Annotated in this window: 15 protein-coding genes and 1 pseudogene; 9 read left to right on the forward strand and 7 right to left on the reverse strand. The window is 73.8% G+C overall.

The genetic code is table 11. The annotated features are described in order from the left end of the window. Positions 1-18 precede the first annotated feature (18 nt). Complete coding sequence (cpt, locus tag QFZ71_RS06825) at positions 19-552, reverse strand: chloramphenicol phosphotransferase CPT (RefSeq protein WP_307667359.1); 534 nt, start codon at positions 550-552, stop codon at positions 19-21. Then, on the reverse strand, positions 549-908 hold the full coding sequence (locus QFZ71_RS06830) for an HGxxPAAW family protein (protein ID WP_307667360.1): 360 nt from the start codon (positions 906-908) through the stop codon (positions 549-551). Before QFZ71_RS06830 ends, cpt begins: the two co-directional genes overlap by 4 nt. Positions 909-995: 87 nt before the next feature. Here QFZ71_RS06830 and QFZ71_RS06835 point away from each other — a divergent pair, with 87 nt between their 5' ends. Beyond that, complete coding sequence (locus QFZ71_RS06835) at positions 996-1,508, forward strand: MarR family winged helix-turn-helix transcriptional regulator (protein ID WP_307667361.1); 513 nt, start codon at positions 996-998, stop codon at positions 1,506-1,508. Here the strand turns inward: QFZ71_RS06835 and QFZ71_RS06840 are convergent. The 3 genes from QFZ71_RS06840 to QFZ71_RS06850 form a co-directional block, all read right to left on the reverse strand. After that, on the reverse strand, positions 1,505-2,395 hold the full coding sequence (locus QFZ71_RS06840; protein ID WP_307667362.1) for a M55 family metallopeptidase: 891 nt from the start codon (positions 2,393-2,395) through the stop codon (positions 1,505-1,507). The two genes, QFZ71_RS06835 and QFZ71_RS06840, sit on opposite strands and share 4 nt — an antisense overlap. Positions 2,396-2,429: 34 nt before the next feature. After that, on the reverse strand, positions 2,430-2,903 hold the full coding sequence (locus tag QFZ71_RS06845) for a hypothetical protein (protein ID WP_307667363.1): 474 nt from the start codon (positions 2,901-2,903) through the stop codon (positions 2,430-2,432). Between the two features lie 152 nt (positions 2,904-3,055). Then, positions 3,056-3,361: a hypothetical protein gene (locus QFZ71_RS06850; protein WP_307667364.1), complete on the reverse strand. Its 306-nt coding sequence runs from the start codon at positions 3,359-3,361 to the stop codon at positions 3,056-3,058. Positions 3,362-3,481: 120 nt separating this feature from the next. Between QFZ71_RS06850 and QFZ71_RS06855 the strand changes: the two genes are divergently transcribed. Next, positions 3,482-3,847 (forward strand): ArsC/Spx/MgsR family protein, encoded by a 366-nt coding sequence (locus QFZ71_RS06855; RefSeq protein ID WP_307667365.1) that lies wholly within the window; start codon positions 3,482-3,484, stop codon positions 3,845-3,847. Positions 3,848-4,304: 457 nt separating this feature from the next. Continuing rightward, a complete protein-coding gene (locus QFZ71_RS06860; RefSeq protein WP_307667366.1) occupies positions 4,305-5,834 on the forward strand; it encodes a PLP-dependent aminotransferase family protein in 1,530 nt (509 codons plus the stop codon). Here the strand turns inward: QFZ71_RS06860 and QFZ71_RS06865 are convergent. Continuing rightward, positions 5,791-6,711 carry a Gfo/Idh/MocA family protein gene (locus QFZ71_RS06865; protein WP_307667367.1) on the reverse strand — a complete coding sequence of 307 codons (921 nt, stop codon included), beginning with the start codon at positions 6,709-6,711 and terminating at the stop codon, positions 5,791-5,793. The two genes, QFZ71_RS06860 and QFZ71_RS06865, sit on opposite strands and share 44 nt — an antisense overlap. Positions 6,712-7,070: 359 nt before the next feature. On the opposite strand from QFZ71_RS06865, the gene QFZ71_RS06870 reads away from it, so the two are divergent. From QFZ71_RS06870 to QFZ71_RS06885, 4 genes and pseudogenes are all read left to right on the forward strand, one after another. After that, entirely contained in the window at positions 7,071-8,684 is a 1,614-nt protein-coding gene (locus tag QFZ71_RS06870; RefSeq protein WP_373465086.1) for a hypothetical protein, read from the forward strand. Further along, positions 8,681-9,824, forward strand: a pseudogene (locus QFZ71_RS06875) (hypothetical protein). The gene QFZ71_RS06870 and the pseudogene QFZ71_RS06875 overlap by 4 nt, the downstream one beginning before the upstream one ends. A gap of 265 nt (positions 9,825-10,089) precedes the next feature. Further along, entirely contained in the window at positions 10,090-11,124 is a 1,035-nt protein-coding gene (glnII, locus tag QFZ71_RS06880; protein WP_307667368.1) for a glutamine synthetase, read from the forward strand. 388 nt (positions 11,125-11,512) lie between these two features. Next, positions 11,513-12,181 carry a winged helix-turn-helix domain-containing protein gene (locus QFZ71_RS06885; protein WP_307667369.1) on the forward strand — a complete coding sequence of 223 codons (669 nt, stop codon included), beginning with the start codon at positions 11,513-11,515 and terminating at the stop codon, positions 12,179-12,181. A 131-nt stretch (positions 12,182-12,312) separates the two neighbouring features. Here QFZ71_RS06885 and QFZ71_RS06890 read toward each other — a convergent pair whose 3' ends face one another. Continuing rightward, complete coding sequence (locus tag QFZ71_RS06890; protein WP_307667370.1) at positions 12,313-14,430, reverse strand: MMPL family transporter; 2,118 nt, start codon at positions 14,428-14,430, stop codon at positions 12,313-12,315. Between the two features lie 244 nt (positions 14,431-14,674). On the opposite strand from QFZ71_RS06890, the gene QFZ71_RS06895 reads away from it, so the two are divergent. Both QFZ71_RS06895 and QFZ71_RS06900 read left to right on the forward strand, forming a co-directional pair. Next, on the forward strand, positions 14,675-15,943 hold the full coding sequence (locus tag QFZ71_RS06895; RefSeq protein ID WP_307667371.1) for a sensor histidine kinase: 1,269 nt from the start codon (positions 14,675-14,677) through the stop codon (positions 15,941-15,943). After that, entirely contained in the window at positions 15,928-16,575 is a 648-nt protein-coding gene (locus tag QFZ71_RS06900; protein WP_307667372.1) for a response regulator transcription factor, read from the forward strand. Before QFZ71_RS06895 ends, QFZ71_RS06900 begins: the two co-directional genes overlap by 16 nt. The last annotated feature ends 13 nt before the right edge of the window (positions 16,576-16,588 follow it).

A 16,588-nucleotide genomic window follows, 5' to 3' on the forward strand; every position in this document is an offset into this window, starting at 1 on the left:
CAGGGGCAGGCCGGTGGGTCAGGTCACGCGGGCCGCGATCGTCCTCGCGCAGGCCAGGGACTCCGTGTGCGTGGTGTCCACCTCCAGGTCGTACACCACGCCCCGGTGGACCGTCTCCGCCTGTGCGGCGGCCATGCCTCTCGGGCGGTCGCCGCGAGCGATCCCGCGCGCCTCGGCCACCTCGCTCTCGCAGCGGACGCCCACCCACAGCACGTCCAGGCCCGCGAGCGCCTGCCGCCACGGTTCCTGGGAGGACGGGCCGCCGAGGAACACGTCGTCGACGATCACCCTGGCGCCCGCCCGGACCATCGCGGCGACGCCCTCGCGCCAGGCCGCCTCCAGCCTCCGGAACTCCTCGCCGATGGTCACGCCACCGTCCTCAGCGAACGCGATGCCCTCGCCTGTCGTGCGCAGCGACGCGGGCAGCGCGTCGACGAAGGCGTCGATCGCGGCGGCGAGCCACGGGTCCGGCAGCTCCGCCTGGAGGCAGCGGACGATGCCGGACTTGCCGGAGCTGGAGCCGCCGTTCACTACGATCACCTGGGTCGTCACCCGGTCACAGTAGAGGCAACCCGTGCGGTGTTCGAGGCGTTTTCGGACCGGCGCGCGCCGCGTCCGGCCAGCCGGCAGCCCACGCAGCCCGGATGCCCCTGCCGGGCCGCGCCGTCCCGTACCCGCCAGGGCCACTCGCTCTCGGGACGGGGGCCGCCCGGTTTGCCCCAGCCGGCGAGGTGGAGGAGCCAGGTCAGGACCGCCGCGCCGAGCGTGACGCCGGCGCCCGTGAGCGCCAGAGGTACGGAGACCGCGACCACGGCGACGCCGGTGAGCGTCAGGCCGGCGATCGCCACCCCCGTACCCGCCCAGCCGGCGACGGTGTGGCCCAGGTCGACGTGGCCGTGTGCACTCATGACTCTCCCCCGGAAGCGGACAGTAGGCTGAACGAGAGACCGCTTATCTCACGAACTAAGTTACTTAGATGCTAAGGGAATTTCTGCGTGGACGGCAAGTCGCGGCAGAACGCCGCCCGGGAACGGCCGCGCGCCACCCCGGAGCAGGCGCACGCCCGGATGGACCGGCTGATGGCGTTGGGGATCGTCGCCCAGCACGACATCGCGAGCCGCCTCGGGCTCAACATCACCGATCTGACCTGCCTGGGATTCGTCCTGGAGGCCGAGGGCACGGGGACGGCCGCGACCGCCGGTGAGCTGGCGCGGCGCGCCCACCTCACCACCGGCGCCATCACCGGTGTCATCACCCGGCTGGAACGCGCCGGGTACGTGCGCCGGCAGAGCGACCCGGCCGACCGCAGACGCGTCAGGGTGGTCGCCGAACCGACTTCCACCGCGCGGATCTTCGAGGTGTACGGCCCCAACTACCAGCGGTTCGCCGCCCTGTTCGCGGAGTACGGGCCCGACGAGATCGCCGTGCTCGCCGACTGGTTGGAGCGGGCCACCGAGATCATCACCACCTCGGCGGACGAGATGCGCGGCGGTACCGGGCCCGGCTAGGCGGGTCCGATCGTGGCGAGTTGGGCGAGCAGCAGGATCAGACGGTACGCCGTCCCGTAGTCGGGGGCGGTGAAGGCGACCGTGCGGGCGCCCCCGGCGCGCGAGACACCGGGGACGAGGGTCGCCAGATCGACGGTGTGCGGTCCTGCCAGGTCGACCTCCACGTCCAGGGGGCCGGTGAGGGTCAGGGGCGGGATCTCCGCGCGGCGGGCCACCGCGTCCGCCGCCGCCCGGCGCAGCCGGTCCCGCGCCTCCTCCGGGTGCAGCGTCACGGCGGCCGCCATGCCGAGGGCTTCCTTGACCGGGACGGTGACCGTGCCGGGGAGGAGGGCGGCCGCCTCGGCGCAGGCAGCGTCGTCGCCGCTGAGGAGGACGACCGGTACGCCGAGGTGGCCGGCCATGGCCGCGTTGAGCCCGATCTCTCCCAGGGAGCGGCCCGCCGCCCGCCCGTTCCGGTCCTGGGCGCGGCCGGTCGCCCGGACGTCCTCGCCCGAGCGGCCGGTCACCCGTACGTCGAGGATCTCGCCGTTCATCGTGTGCGCCAGCACCCCCGGCCCCTCCCCCGCCCGCACGTGGTAGCCGACGAACAGCGCCGCGTCGGTCCCCTCGTCGAGTCCGGCGAGCATGTTCAGCGCCCTCGGCCTGCCCCGTACCAGTCGGGCACGGCGGTCGAGCAGCTCCGGCAGCAGGTTGCGGAAGGTGCCGTGCGCGTCGGCGACCAGCACCTCGGCCGTGGGCTCGGCGTCCAGAACACCCGCGACGACCGCGTTCGCCTCGGCCGTCATCACCTCCCGGCCGCGCTGGTAGTCGTAGCGCTCGGGGTTGGTCTCGCAGGAGTGGACGATCCCCGAGACGCCTTCCATGTCGACCGAGATCAATGCCTTCATGGGGCTGGGAGCCTACCCGTCGTGGCTCCGCCGGTCAGGAGCCGGCGAGGCTCGCCCGCGCCGCGTCCATGAACTGCGACTTGGCCTCCTCCAGGTGCTCGTTGACCTCGACGTCCCCGATGTCGCGCCAGACGGCGGCGTTCAGCGCGTGGCCGTACGTCCTCACCGGCTCGCGCAGGGCCTCGTCGCACAGGAGCGTGACGTTGCCGGACGCGGTCCACAGTGCGGTCATGACGGGGCCCGTCCGCGTCACCCAGCCGTCCTCGTCGTCGCCCCATGGGTCGGGGCGGCCGTATGCGGCGCGTTCGGCGGCCTGGGCACTGGCGACGAACTCCTTGAGCACGGCCGTCTGTTCGGCCCTGCGGCTCTCCGCCGTGGCCACCGCCTGGCGGCGCTCCTCGACGCGTTCCGCCGAGCGCTGGGTGGCGCGCTGGGCGAGCGCGGTCAGGCCGCCGCCCAGCGCGACCCCGGCGAGCGAGACGACCGACGTCCACTGATCGGCAGCCATGACGATGCCCCTTCGTCCCTCCCCTGTTCGGTCGGGGCCGTGGTGCCCTACGGGCCGGCGGCGCGCCGCCGCCCCCGAACACGTCGACGCGACGGTCCGGGGGCGGCGTTCGACCGGTGTACGGCGGGGGTTCGGCCGGTGTTCGGTCCGGGTCAGCGGCCGTAGCGGATCAGAGCGCGGACCATGCGGCAGGTGGTGTCGGACGGCCGGTGGATGCCCAGGCGCTCGGCGGTGATCCGTATCCGGTGGTTGCCGGCGCTGGAGGGCTGGTAGACCCCGCTGTCGAGCAGAGCGATGGCCAGGCGCATGGCCTTGAGGCGGCGGTTGTGCGAGACGTACCACTCGCGGGGGCGGCCCGCGGGCAGGCGCTTCTTCGGGGGCGAGGTGGGCAGCGGCGGGTGGAAGGGCATCGGGAGCTGTCGGTCGAGCGGCTCGGTCGTGACTGCGGCAACAGCCATTCGGCATCCTCCTGGCAGCGTGGTGGAACCCTCACGAACTCCCTCCATCCTACTGCCCCCCACTGACAATCGCCCCTGCTCAGAGGCGGTTTCGGCGGTCCCTCGCGTAACCTTGGCCCCATGGAGATCTGGATCAATCCCGCCTGTTCCAAGTGCCGCGGCGCGGTGACGCTGCTGGACGCCGAGGGGGCCGCCTACACCGTCCGCCGCTACCTGGAGGACGTGCCGTCGCCGGAGGAGATCCGGGACGTGCTGGACCGGCTCGGGCTGGAGCCGTGGGACATCACGCGGACCCGGGAGGCGGCGGCCGGAGAGTTGGGGCTCAAGGAGTGGCCTCGGGACGGCGGCTCCCGCGAGCGGTGGATCACCGCCCTGTCCGCGCACCCCGAGCTGATCCAGCGTCCGATCATCACCGCCGATGACGGCACGGCCGTGGTGGCACGCAGCGAGGAAGCGGTACGGGACGCGCTGGGGCGCGGTGTCTGACCTCACGGGCGGGTCGCGCCGGGCGGGGTCGTGTCGGACCGCCTCGCGGGGGTGGGCCTCCGCGTGGGGCCGCCGGTGGTAGAGGAGGGCCCTCCTGACGGGAGGTGGTGGGGCGGCCGGGGCGTGGGTCCGAGCAGGCCTTCGCGGTGGCCGGTCGCCCGCTCCCCGCGACGTCGTTGCGCCGGACGGCCCGCGCCCCGTTGCGCCGGACGGCCCGCGCCCCGTGGTGCCGGACGACCCGCGTCCCTGATGTGCCGAGCGGCCCGTGGCCGCGTACGCCGGGCGGCCTCGTCACCGTTGTCCCGGACGGTCCGGTCCTCCGTACCGCCGCACGGTGGCGTTGTTGCGCCGGACGGTGGCGGTCGCGCGGCGGTGCGGTCGTTCGTCTTGATCTCCGCCGTCGTCATGGGTACGAATCCAGGACGACAGGCGACTGGGTACGGGGTGTGTTTCTCTGATGGGTACATGGGTCAATTCCGCCGAGATCCTGGGCAGCGATCTGCCGTTGGAACTTACCGGGACCGGTAACCGCCGCGCCGTCCTGATGGCCGCCCTCCGGGACGCCGTGCGCAGCGGGCGACTCGCACCGGGCGCCAGGCTGCCGCCGTACCGTTCCCTCGCGGCCGACCTGGGCCTCGCCCGCAACACCGTCGCCGACGCCTACGCGGAGCTGGTCGCGGAGGGGTGGCTCGCCGCCCGCCAGGGATCCGGGACCCGTGTGGCCGAGCGGGCCGCCCCGGTCACCCCCGTCCACCGGCCGCGCACCCCCGAGCCCGCCGCCCGCCCCCTCCACGACCTGGTCCAGGGGCGGCCGGACCCCTCGGCCTTTCCGCGGACCGCCTGGCTGGCCTCGGCGCGCCGGGCGCTGGCGGCCGCCCCCGACGACGCGTTCGGGCCCGGCGATCCGCACGGGCGGCCCGAACTGCGGCGGGCCCTGGCGGGCTATCTGGCGCGGGTACGCGGGGTACGGGCCGGTCCGGAGCGCATCGTCCTCTGCTCGGGGGCCGCGCACGCGCTGCGGCTGCTCGCGCAGGTGGTCGGCGGCCCGTGGGCGGTGGAGGAGTACGGCCTGCCCTTCCACCGCGGCCTCCTCGCCTCCCACGGCGTCGGCACCCGGCCGCTCGCCGTGGACGCGGACGGCGCCCTGGTCGACGGGCTGACCCGCCGCGACCGTGCCGTACTCCTCACGCCCGCCCACCAGTTCCCCACCGGCGGACCGCTCCACGCCGCGCGGCGGGCTGCCGTCGTCGACTGGGCGCGGGCCACCGGTGGGCTCGTCGTCGAGGACGACTACGACGGGGAGTTCCGCTACGACCGGCAGCCCGTGGGGGCCGTCCAGGGACTCGACCCCGAGCATGTGGTGCTGCTGGGGTCGGTGAGCAAGAGCCTCTCCCCCACCCTGCGGATCGGGTGGCTGGTGCTGCCCCAGCGGCTGGTGGGGCCCGTCGTCGCGGCCAAGGGCGACCGCGAGCAGTGGTCCAGCGCCACCGAGCAGCTGACGCTCGCGGACTTCGTCGAGTCGGGCGCGTACGACCGGCAGGTACGGCGGATGCGCCAGCGCCATCGCCGCCGCCGGGACCAGCTGGTGGCGGCGCTCGCGCGGCGGGCCCCGCACGTCCGGGTCACCGGGATCGCAGCCGGGCTCCACGCGGTGCTGGAGCTGCCGCCCGGCACCGAACGTCCGGTGGTCCGTGCGGCGGCCCGGCAGGGGCTCGCGGTGGAGGGCCTGGGCGACTATCTGCACCCGCGCGCGGAGCGCGCCCCTCACGCGGGCGGCGCCGGAGCCCCCGTCCGCGACGGCCTGGTCGTGGGGTACGCGACGCCCTCCGAGGCCGGCTACCCGGAGGCGTTGGAGGCCCTGTGCCGTGTGCTGCCGGCGGCCGGGCCGTGCGCTGCCGCGACGCCGCATCCGGCCGCGGCCGCGTCCCGGTCCGCGGCCGTGCCTACCCCCGCGCCTGTGTCTCCGCCGCCACCAGCAGCTCCGTGAGGTGGAGGCCGAAGCGGGCGTCGCAGGCGTGCGGCACCCCCGTACGCACCGCTTCGGCCAGCGCGTCCACCGCGCCCCGGAACGCGGCCTCCGCGCCGTCCCAGCCGGGGATCGACGCCGTGCCCCGCTCGCCCCGGAACTCGATCTCGACGCCCGCCGCGCCGGGCGGGGCGCTCAGCCCGAGGGTGACCGTGCTGGACGCGCCGGAGGTGTGGCGCAGGATCAGGTGCGTGGTGTCGGCCGGTCCCCGCGCGGCGGTCAGGTGCTCGACGTCGCCGAGCACCGGGATCAGCACGGAGAGCGCGTGCGGGCCGACGTCCCACAGTCCGCCCTTCTCCCGCCGCCACGGGGAGTCGGCGTACTCACTGGCCGTACCTTCCGCGTAGAGCGAGCCGAGCCACTGGGCGTGTGCCGTGAACCAGCCGTCCACCGCGGCCTGTTCGGCGATCCAGGCCGCGGTTTCCGGGGCGAACCGGAGCGTGCAGAACACGACGGACGCCACCCCGGCCTCCTCGGCCGCGTCGGCGACCGCGCGGGCGCCCTCGACCGTCGTGGCGACCGGCTTGTCCATCAGCAGGTGGCGGCCCGCCTCCGCCGCCCGGACCGCGAGCGGGGCCTGGACGTCCGGCGGCAGTGCGAAGGCCACCGCGTCGCTCGCCTCCAGAAGCGCGTCGATGCCCTCCTCCCCCGTGAAGGCGCGGGCGCCGTGGGCGGCGGCGAGGGCGTCGGCGGCCTCGGCCCTGCGGCCCCACACCCCGCTCAGCTCGACACCGGGGTGGGCGGCGAGCGCGGGGGCCTGGGTGTTGCGGGCCCAGGGGCCGGTTCCGAGGAGGCCGATGCGCAGAGGGCTGGCGGTGGTGTCGGCAGCTGAGTCCATGGGGCCAGTGTGCCCGGTGGTCCGGGTGGCCGTACGGAGAGCCCGCGGAGGTCCGGCCACCCCGCCGGGACGAGCCCGCCGCCTCGTGCGGGGCCTCACCGGGACCGAATGCGGTGGCGCGGAGCGGGCATCCCCCGTTACGTTTCCCGAGCCGGCCGCGGGACTCCGGCTGCGACTTCCGGGACCTGCCTATGAAGCAACGATTTCGCTGTTCGCGCCTCCATTCCCCGGCCGGCGTCTCCTCTTCCGTTGCCGTATCCGCATATCCGCCTGCGTTGCCGTATCTGTTGCCGTATCTGTTGCCGTTGCCGTTTCCGACAAGGTGAGTCATGGGGAGAGTTCGCCACCCGGGGGAAGCCGTGAACACGCCCCGGACCCCGAGCACGCCCGAGCCCGTCGCGGGTGTCGGTCCCGAGCCCGTCGCGGGTGTCGTCACCGGCCCCGCCGCCGACCTCGTCGCCGCCGAGGACGTCCTCCTGTTCGTGAACGCGGCGATCACCGCGACCGGGCAGCGCGAGTTCCGCTCGGACGCCGACGAACAGCGGCTCTCCCTGGAGTTCCTGCACACCTACGTACGGGTCAACTACCGCCGGGTGTACGCCGCTTCGCTGGCCCTGGACATCAATCACCACAACGCCGCGCTCATCGTGCGCGGGCTGCTGGAGACCGCGGGCGAGGCGAGCCCCGAGGAGCGGCGCACCGAGGGGCGGCTGATCGCCGCCCGGCTGGCGCTGCTCCCGCCGCCCCGCGTCTACCGCCTCTTCGGTGAGCTGCGCCGCGCCAAGGTCAACAACCGGCGCACGCGGGCGATCATGCGGGACTGGCTGGCGGCGCGGCCGGATCTGGGTCATGACGCGGTGAAGTACCGGACCGGGCTGAAGACGGCCGTCCGGCACATCCACCTGCCCTGCCCGGACGGATCCGGACCGCTGGCCGAGATCGGGGCGTTCCTGTTCCGGCCGGGACGGCTGCGCCGGTACGAGCACGGCATGCTGGACGCCTGGCGGCGCGCCCACTACGAGCAGGGGGCCGTGTCCGAGCTGCCGTTCACCGTCGCGGAGGGGTTCGCCGGCCGGCACGGGATGAAGCGCGAGGTGTTCCTGAAGCGGGCCGCGCCCCGGATGACCCGGCTGGAGCGGCTGCGCACACAGGAGGTGCGGGCGGCGGTCCGGCGGCCCGGCTCCCCCGTGGTGGACGTGGATCTGACCGTGATGCCGCTGACCCGGCTCGCTCTGTACGTGCTGTCGCTCAGCTTCGAGCAGCGTGCGGAACGCCGGGCCGAGCTGACCGGCGCCCTGCGCGCGGCGGCCCGGCGGGCGGCGGGTGCGCACGCGGGGAGCTGGGGGCGGGTGCACGCGGTGCTGGACGACAGCTTCTCCTCCTCCGGGTCGGGGCAGAAGCGGCGCCGGCCGCTCGCCGTGGCGCTGGCCTGCCACCATCTGCTGGAGGTGCTGGCCGCGCCGGGGGCGTACCGGGGGCTGTGGACCTCGGGCGCGGGCGACGCCCTGCTCGTCCGTCCGTGGGGGCCGACCCCGCTGGGCATGCGGATCCTGGACGCGCTGGAGTCCGGGGGGTGCCGTGGCGATCGGGCCGCATCCGGCGGGCCCGAGGCGATCGGCACGACGCCCTCATCGCCGGGCGCGGCCGTCCCTGACCGGCTGGTGATCGTCTCGGACGGCTGGGACAACGCTCCGGCGGGCCTGGCGGGCGAGGTGCTGCGGGTGTGGCGGCAGCGACTGGATCCGGCGCGCCGGACGGCGGTCGTGCACGTCAACCCCGTATACGACACGGCCGGGTTCGACGTGCGGCGGCTGGCGGCGGGAGTGGCGACGGCCGGGATCCGCGACGCGGAGGATCTGCCCGCCCTGGTGGAGATCGCCCGGTTCGCGGAGGGGCGGTCGGGGCCGGAGGAGTTGTCCGCGTATCTGGACCGGCGGGTGGCCCGGTTCACCGGAGTGGGAGGCGGGACGTGAACCGGCTGGAGCTGACCGGGCTCACCGTGCGGCCCGCGCAGGTGTGGGGCGGTGTCCGGCTGGTCCCGCTGGTGCGCGAGGCGCCGGTGGAGGGGCTGCGCCTGCACCGCGAGGTGTACGAGGGGCTGGGCGCGGGGATCGTCGAGCTGGGGCCGCGGGAGCGCTACCTCTCCTACATCCCGCACGGTCTGGTCGCGGACTGGTCGGGCGGGGGGAGGCGCTGCCGCGCCGGCGGGAGGGCGGCGATCGGCGGCGTACGGCACCCAGTTCGGCGGGGCCGACGCACCCCGCGCCGTACCCCTGCCGCCGGTGCCGCACCACCGGATGGCCAAGCGGCGGCCGGGCGACCGGCTGCGGTTCCTGCCGCTGCATCTGGCGCTGGAGGGATACCTCGCGCTGCACTTCGGCGGGCCCTCCACGGCCTGGGAGGAGTGGTCGCGCACCGCCCTGCGCGCCGGGCTGTCGCCGCGCGCGGAGGACGCGTACCTCGGGCTGTCCGTGCGCGGGCTCGGTGACGCGTTGCGGATCTTCGAGATCCACCCGGGCCAGTGCGGGGTGATGGTGTACGTCTCCGACGCGCTCGCCGCCTCCTTCGTCGTCCCGCACCCGGACGACTACCGCCTCCTGCACGCCTCGCTGGTGGAGGACCTCTACGGGGAGCTGGTGCACCAGTACGCGCTGTACGGGGCCCCGGTGGCGGAGGTTCCGGTGCGGATCGGGGGCGAGGAGCACATCGGCGGACTCGGTGAGCTGCGGGCGGCGGCGCTGGCGCGGCAGCGGGAGTGGGAGGAGGCGCACGACACCCTGTTCGCGCGGGAGCTGCTGGACGCCTCGTACACGTTCGACCGGGTGTACCGGATGAAGTCGTTCACCCTGTGGCGGTTCCTGCCGCCGTTCGTCCGGGACGGGAGCGGCCAGCACATCGGGGAGACGATCACCGACCACAAGGGGCGTGTCGCCTACCTCAAGACGTTCCGGCTCTCCGACGCGCAGATCCGGCGGGGCCATCTGCTGCGGACCCTGGCCGGGGCGGACCGGGAGCTGGACCGGGCGGCCGCCGCGCTGGGGGCGAGCCGTGAGGAGCTGGTGCGCCGGATACGGGCGGCCGGGTTCGGGGCGCTGCTCAAGGGGGATGTCTGAGCTCGGCAGACGCCCCGGCGCCACGGCCGTCTCCGGGCCCGCCGCCGTGGCCCCCGTGTCCTGCGGCCGTGGCCACGCGCCACGCGACCGCCGCCGTCGCGGGGCGCGTGTCCCACCACGTGCGGGCTGCCGGCGTGGCCTCCGCAACGGCCGGAACCGCCCGGAAGCCTCGGTAACACGGGGTTCACATCCGGGCAACGGACGGGAAATCGCGTCTTGCCAAGCTGCGCCGCAGAGACCGCTGCACCCGCGAAGGATGGCGACCGTGACGTTCAAGGCTGAGTACATCTGGATCGACGGCACCGAGCCGACCGCCAAGCTGCGCTCCAAGACGAAGATCATGGGCGGGACGCCGTCCGGCGACGTGGCGGACCTGCCGGTCTGGGGCTTCGACGGCTCCAGCACCAACCAGGCCGAGGGCCACGCCTCCGACCGGGTGCTCAAGCCCGTCTTCACCTGCCCGGACCCGATCCGCGGCGGTGACGACGTCCTCGTCCTGTGCGAGGTCTTCGACATCGACATGACGCCGCACGCGTCCAACACGCGGGCCGCGCTGCGTCCGGTCGCCGAGCAGTTCGCGGGCCAGGCGCCGATCTTCGGCATCGAGCAGGAGTACACCTTCTTCGACGGGCACCGGCCGCTCGGCTTCCCCGAGGGCGGCTTCCCGGCCGCGCAGGGCGGCTACTACTGCGGCGTCGGCGCGGACGAGATCTTCGGCCGCGAGATCGTGGAGAAGCACCTCGACAACTGTCTGGCGGCGGGACTCGGCATCTCCGGCATCAACGCCGAGGTCATGCCCGGCCAGTGGGAGTTCCAGGTGGGTCCGCTCTCCCCGCTGGAGGTCTCCGACCAGCTGTGGGTGGCCCGTTGGCTGCTGTACCGCACCGCCGAGGACTTCGGCGTCTCCGCGACGCTGGACCCGAAGCCGGTGAAGGGCGACTGGAACGGCGCGGGCGCGCACACCAACTTCTCCACGCGGGCGATGCGCGGGGGTTACGACGCGATCATCACCGCGTGCGAGTCGCTGGGCGAGGGTTCCAAGCCGATGGACCACGTGAAGAACTACGGCGCGGGCATCGACGACCGCCTCACCGGTCTGCACGAGACCGCCCCGTGGAACGAGTACAGCTACGGCGTCTCCGACCGCGGCGCCTCGGTCCGCATCCCGTGGCAGGTCGAGCAGGACGGCAAGGGGTACATCGAGGACCGCCGCCCGAACGCCAACGTCGACCCGTACGTCGTCACGCGGCTGATCGTCGACACCTGCTGCACCGCGCTGGAGAAGGCCGGCCAGGTCTGATCTCCGACGCCGATCCACGTGTGTACGAGGGGGCCCGCCGGCGTACCGGCGGGCCCCCTCGCATGGGGTGGCGGGTGGTTCTCCGGCCCGGCGTGAGGCCCGGCGTGAGGAACGTAACGCCGAGGGTCCGTATCGACGGGTGAGAGGAGTCTGATGCGGTGCCGCAATCTCTGCTTCAATGGGAGACATGGCCAGCTTCCAGCACATCGCGTCGGGTCGCAGCGACCTCGAACCGTTCTGGCCTTCCCGTCAGCACCATGACTTCGACCGAGTGTGTTGCCGCGCGTGGAACGCGCAGGCCCACTAAAGCCGCTCACCCCGGCCTTCGGTCCGCGCGTACGACGTAGGTCCGTCCCTGACGACTCCTCGCGCGAAAGAGCTGACCCTCATGGCGAACACTCGTACCTTCTCCGCCGCGTCCGCCGCCACCGCGGCGTCCCCGGCACCCGCTGCGGCCCGTCCCACGACCCACCCCCTGCCCGCCCATCCGAAGCGGCACCGGCTGCGCGCGGTCGACCGCGACGAGGTCGCGGCCCCGGCCGAGGTGGCCGGGTTCCTTCCGCCGGGGGCCACCTGGCTGCCCGCCCCGCCGCACACCCTGCCCGCCCTGCCCGGCCGGCCGCCGATGGTCGGCTACCTGGTGCTGGTGCCGGCCGACCAGCAGCCCGCGCACGCGGGGGCTGCCGCCGCCTCGCACCCGCTGCCGGGCGGCCTCCCGTCCCCGCACCCGCCCGCGTTCGGGGAGATGGGTCAGGCCGCCGCCGACGGCTCCCCGGCCGGTCCGGTCCGGATCGACACCGCCCGGCGCACGGCCTCGGTCGACGGCGTCGCCCTGGACCTCACGTACCTGGAGTTCGAGCTGCTGTCCCACCTGGTGGCGCACCCCCACCGGGTGCACACCCGCGATCAGTTGGTGACGACGGTGTGGGGCTACGGACATGTGGGCGACGGGCGGACCGTCGACGTGCATGTCGCACGACTGCGCCGCAAGCTCGGTGCGGAGCACCGCCGTTCGATCCAGACGGTCCGGCGGGTGGGGTACAAGTACACGCCCTGACCGGCCGGTCGGGCCACCGCACCGCCGAACCCGGTGGTGTGCGGAGCCGGTACGCGCGACCGGCGGCCCCGGAGCCCGGTTCCCCGTCAACCGTGCTCCGGGGCCACCCGTTCGCCCGTGTCCGGGAGACCTCAGACCCGTACGGTGGTGTGCACCGGCTCGGCCGGTTCCTCGTGCTCCAGGCTCGGCAGGCGGGAAAGCCCGCGCGGTGTACGCCAGTTGCGCTCACCGAGCAGCAGCATCACGGAGGGCAGCAGCACCATCCGTACGACGGTGGCGTCCAGCAGCACCGCGACGGCGAGGCCGACGCCCATCTGCTGCATGTCCTGCATGGACAGGGTGCCGAACACCGCGAAGACCGCCACCATGATGGCCGCCGCCCCGGTGACCGCCCCGGCCGTCCGGCGCAGACCGGTCTCGATGGCCGACCGGTTGTCCAGACCGCTGCCGCGCGCCTCGCGGATGCGGGAGACGACGAAGACGTGGTAGTCCATGGACAAGCCGAAGAGGACGACGAGGACGAACAGCGGCATCCACGCCTCGATCGCGCCGACCCCCTCCGAGCCGATGAGCGACGCGCCCCAGCCGTGCTGGAAGACGGCGGTCATCACCCCGTAGGAGGCCGCCACCGACAGGAGGTTGAGGACGATGGCCGTGACGGCGACGACGTAGCTGCGGAAGCAGAACAGCATCAGCAGGAAGGTCACCGCCGTGATGAAGGCGAAGACCGGGACGATGCCGCGCCGGAGCTGGTCGGTGAAGTCGACCGATCCGGCGGTCTCCCCCGTGACGTGGGGCTTCGCCGCCGTGCCGTCGAACGCGGCGGGCAGCCGCTTCTCGCGCAGTTCGGTGAGGTCGGCGTCGCCGCGCGGGAGGGGTACCTCGAACTCGGCGACGTTCCGGTCGCGGTGGACGGTGACGTTCTCGAAGCCGCCGAGGGCCTTGCCCACCTCCGGGGCGGTGATGTCGGGGGCGGTGACCACGACGAGGGCGGGGGCCGGGCCGCCGGGGAAGCTCTCGGTGATGCGGCTGTGGGCGATCGAGAGCCGGGAGTCGGAGCCGAACTGCTGCTCCAGACCGAGGGACGCGGTCTTCATGCCGAGAGCGGGCGCGGCGAGGGTGAGCAGCAGGACGGTGGCGGCGGCGGCGAAGGTGCGGGGCCGGGCGAGGACGGGGCCGAGCACCCGGCCGGTGATACGGCCGCTGCCCGTGTTCCCGTGGTTGGCGCGGCGGTTCAGCAGCGGGATGCGGCCGGCGTCGACGCGGTCGCCGAGCCAGGAGAGCAGGGCGGGCAGGACGGTGACCGAGCCGAGCATGGCGATGAACACGACGATGATCGTGGCGAGCGCGAAGCCCTTGAACAGCAGGAGCCCGGAGAGGAACATGCCGCCCATCGCGACCATCACGGTGAGGCCGGAGACGAGGACCGCCCGGCCGCTGGTGGCGGCCGCGATGCGCAGAGCGGTCTCGGCGTCGCGTCCGGCGGCGCGTTCGTCGCGTTCCCGGCGCAGGTAGAAGAGGCAGTAGTCGACGCCGACGGCGAAGCCCATCAGGAACATCACCGAGTACGTGGTCTGGAACAGATGCAGTTGATGGCTGGCGATCGACAGGAGGCCGAAGGCGGCCATGCACGCGGTGAGGGCGAGCCCGACCGGGAGCAGGGCGGCGACGATCGCGCCGAAGGCGACGACGAGGATGCCGAGGGCCAGCGGTACGGCGGTGAACTCGGCCTTCCGGAAGTCCTCGGCCAGCAGGTCGCCGAGCCATTTGCCCGCGCTGGCCTCGCCGAACTGGTGGATCTCGACGCCGGGATGGTCCTCGCCCACGGCGGCGACCGCGTCCAGCACGGGCTGGACCCGGTCGGGGGCGGTGGCGGCGTCGCCCTTCATCTCGAAGGCGATCAGGGCGTCCTCGCCGTTCGCGGAGGGGACGGGCGGCGCGATGTTCTGTGCCTCGCCGGTCCCGCGTACGGCGGCGGCCAGGGCTTCGGCGGCCGGCTTCCAGTCGCCCGCGGCGGGGGCGGAGACCATGACGAGTTCGCCGGCGGGCTTGTCGAGTCCGGCGTCGAGGAGGATCTGCTCGGCGCGGGCGGACTCCCCGGCTCCGTTCTCCGCGTCGGTCATCTCGACCATGCCGGTGGCTCCGCCGATGCCCGTGGCGAGCACGACGAAGAGCAGCCAGCCCAATACGGCGGTCTTGCGGTGGTGCGTGCTCCACACGCCGATGCGTGCGGCGAGGTTGCGCCTCATACGGTCTCTCCCCCGGAGGTAAGCGTCAGGTAAGTGGTTCGAGCGCTTCGAATCTAGGAATCGGGGGCGGACCGCCCCAGCCGTCGGAGCCCCCGGTCCCGGAGGCGTAGGGGGCGCATGCGGGGGTGGTGCCAGGTACACCCCCTCCGGGTGGCGGACCGGCTGACGCGGCGGGGCCGGGCCGGGCGAGACTGGCCTCCGGAGTGGGAATCGGCCGGGCTCCGGCGAGGGGAGAGGGATCGTGATGAAGGTGTTCTCGGGACGGCTGCGGGGGGCGTCGCTGGCGGCGGCGCGGGGGCTGTTCCTGTCCGTGGTCGGGCTGGCGGTGTCCATCACCCTGTACGTGTTCGCGGTGCTCTCGATCGCCTTCATCCCGCTGGGCGTCGGGGTGTTCACCACCCCGCTGGTGCTGGAGGCGGTCCGCAGGCACGCCAACCAGCGGCGGCTGTGGGCGGCGACCTGGTCGTCCGTGCGCATCCCGGTCCCCTACCGGCCCCTCCCGAGCGACCTCCGGCCGGGCGTCGCGGGCCAGGTGGAGCGCACCACGCTGATGCTGAAGGACCCGGCGACCTGGCGGGACCTGCTGTGGCTGCTGGTGGACATGACGGCGGGCGCGGTCCTGGCCGTGGTCGCCGCCGGGCTGATGCTCTACCCGGTCGAGGCGCTGGTCCTGGCGGCGGGGCTGTGGCGGGTGTTCCGGGAGGATCCGTACTGGTACCTGTTCGTACCGGTGGACAGCCAGCTGACCGGGCTGGCCGCCCTCGGGCTGGGCGTGGTGCTCTTCCACGTCGGGATGCGGGCCGCCGAGCCGGTGCTGCGGTCGCACTTCCGGCTCGCCCGTACGCTGCTGGGGCCTGCGCACCACGAGGAGTTGGCGCAGCGCGTCGAGCGGCTGACCGAGACCCGGCACGAGGCCGTGGACACCGCCGCGTCGGAACTGCGCCGCATCGAGCGGGACCTGCACGACGGGGCGCAGGCGCGGCTGGTCGCGATGGGCATGAACCTGGGCACGGTCGAGGCGTTGATCGAGAAGGACCCGGCGCAGGCGAAGAGGATGCTGGCGATGGCCCGTGAGTCGTCGGCGGAGGCCCTGGCCGAACTGCGGGACCTGGTGCGGGGCATCCATCCGCCGGTCCTCGCCGAACGCGGTCTGGGCGACGCGGTGCGGGCGCTGGCGCTGCGGCTGCCCGTCGCCGCCGAGGTGACGGTGGAGCTGCCGGGGCGGGCGGAGGCCCCGGTGGAGTCGGCGGCGTACTTCGCGGTGAGCGAGGCCCTGACGAACACGGTGAAGCACGCGGAGGCGGAGCGGGTCTCCGTGGACCTGCACCACGCGGAGGGGATGCTGCGGATATCCGTGACGGACGACGGCAGGGGCGGTGCGGTCGTCGGAGCGGGCTCAGGTCTGAGCGGAATCGAACGGCGACTGGGTACATTCGACGGCGTCCTGGCCGTCAGCAGCCCTGCGGGCGGCCCCACCATGGTGACCATGGAGATCCCTTGCGCGTTGTCCTAGCCGAAGACCTCTTCCTGCTGCGCGACGGCCTGGTGCGCATGCTGGAGGCGTACGGCTTCGAGGTCGTGGCGGCGGTGGAGACCGGTCCCGAACTGACGCGAGCACTGGCCGAGTTGGAGCCGGACGTCGCCGTCGTCGATGTCCGGCTCCCGCCGTCGCATACCGACGAGGGCCTCCAGTGCGCCCTGGCCGCCCGCCGGGCCCGGCCGGGGCTGCCGGTGCTGGTGCTCTCGCAGCACGTGGAGCAGTTGTACGCGCGGGAGTTGCTGGCGGACGGCGACGGCGGTGTGGGCTATCTCCTGAAGGACCGGGTCTTCGACGCGGACCAGTTCATCGACGCCGTACGCCGGGTGGCGGCGGGCGGTACGGCGATGGACCCGCAGGTCATCTCCCAGCTGCTGAACCGCCGTTCGCGGGACGAGCCGATGGGCGGGCTCACCCCGCGCGAGCGGGAGGTGATGGAGCTGGTGGCGCAGGGCCGCTCGAACGCCGCCGTCGCCGCGCAGCTGGTGATCACGGAGCGGGCGGTGGCCAAGCACACGTCGAACATCTTCGGGAAGCTGGACCTGCCACCGTCCGACGACGACAACCGGCGGGTGCTGGCGGTGCTGGCCTATCTGGACCGGGGCTGATCGGTGGGGCGTC

Origin of the sequence: Streptomyces sp. V2I9 (genome assembly GCF_030817475.1) — a bacterium.
In the GTDB taxonomy this organism is placed as follows: Bacteria; Actinomycetota; Actinomycetes; order Streptomycetales; family Streptomycetaceae; genus Streptomyces.

Excerpts from the sequence above, each read along its gene's own strand:
- QFZ71_RS06845 (WP_307667363.1), bottom strand. The coding sequence starts at position 2,903 with ATGGCTGCCGATCAGTGGACGTCGGTCGTCTCGCTCGCCGGGGTCGCG.
- QFZ71_RS06830 (WP_307667360.1), bottom strand. The coding sequence starts at position 908 with ATGAGTGCACACGGCCACGTCGACCTGGGCCACACCGTCGCCGGCTGG.
- QFZ71_RS06840 (WP_307667362.1), bottom strand. The coding sequence starts at position 2,395 with ATGAAGGCATTGATCTCGGTCGACATGGAAGGCGTCTCGGGGATCGTC.
- QFZ71_RS06860 (WP_307667366.1), top strand. The coding sequence starts at position 4,305 with ATGGGTACATGGGTCAATTCCGCCGAGATCCTGGGCAGCGATCTGCCG.
- QFZ71_RS06890 (WP_307667370.1), bottom strand. The coding sequence starts at position 14,430 with ATGAGGCGCAACCTCGCCGCACGCATCGGCGTGTGGAGCACGCACCAC.
- QFZ71_RS06855 (WP_307667365.1), top strand. The coding sequence starts at position 3,482 with ATGGAGATCTGGATCAATCCCGCCTGTTCCAAGTGCCGCGGCGCGGTG.
- QFZ71_RS06885 (WP_307667369.1), top strand. The coding sequence starts at position 11,513 with ATGGCGAACACTCGTACCTTCTCCGCCGCGTCCGCCGCCACCGCGGCG.
- QFZ71_RS06850 (WP_307667364.1), bottom strand. The coding sequence starts at position 3,361 with ATGGCTGTTGCCGCAGTCACGACCGAGCCGCTCGACCGACAGCTCCCG.
- QFZ71_RS06895 (WP_307667371.1), top strand. The coding sequence starts at position 14,675 with ATGAAGGTGTTCTCGGGACGGCTGCGGGGGGCGTCGCTGGCGGCGGCG.
- QFZ71_RS06865 (WP_307667367.1), bottom strand. The coding sequence starts at position 6,711 with ATGGACTCAGCTGCCGACACCACCGCCAGCCCTCTGCGCATCGGCCTC.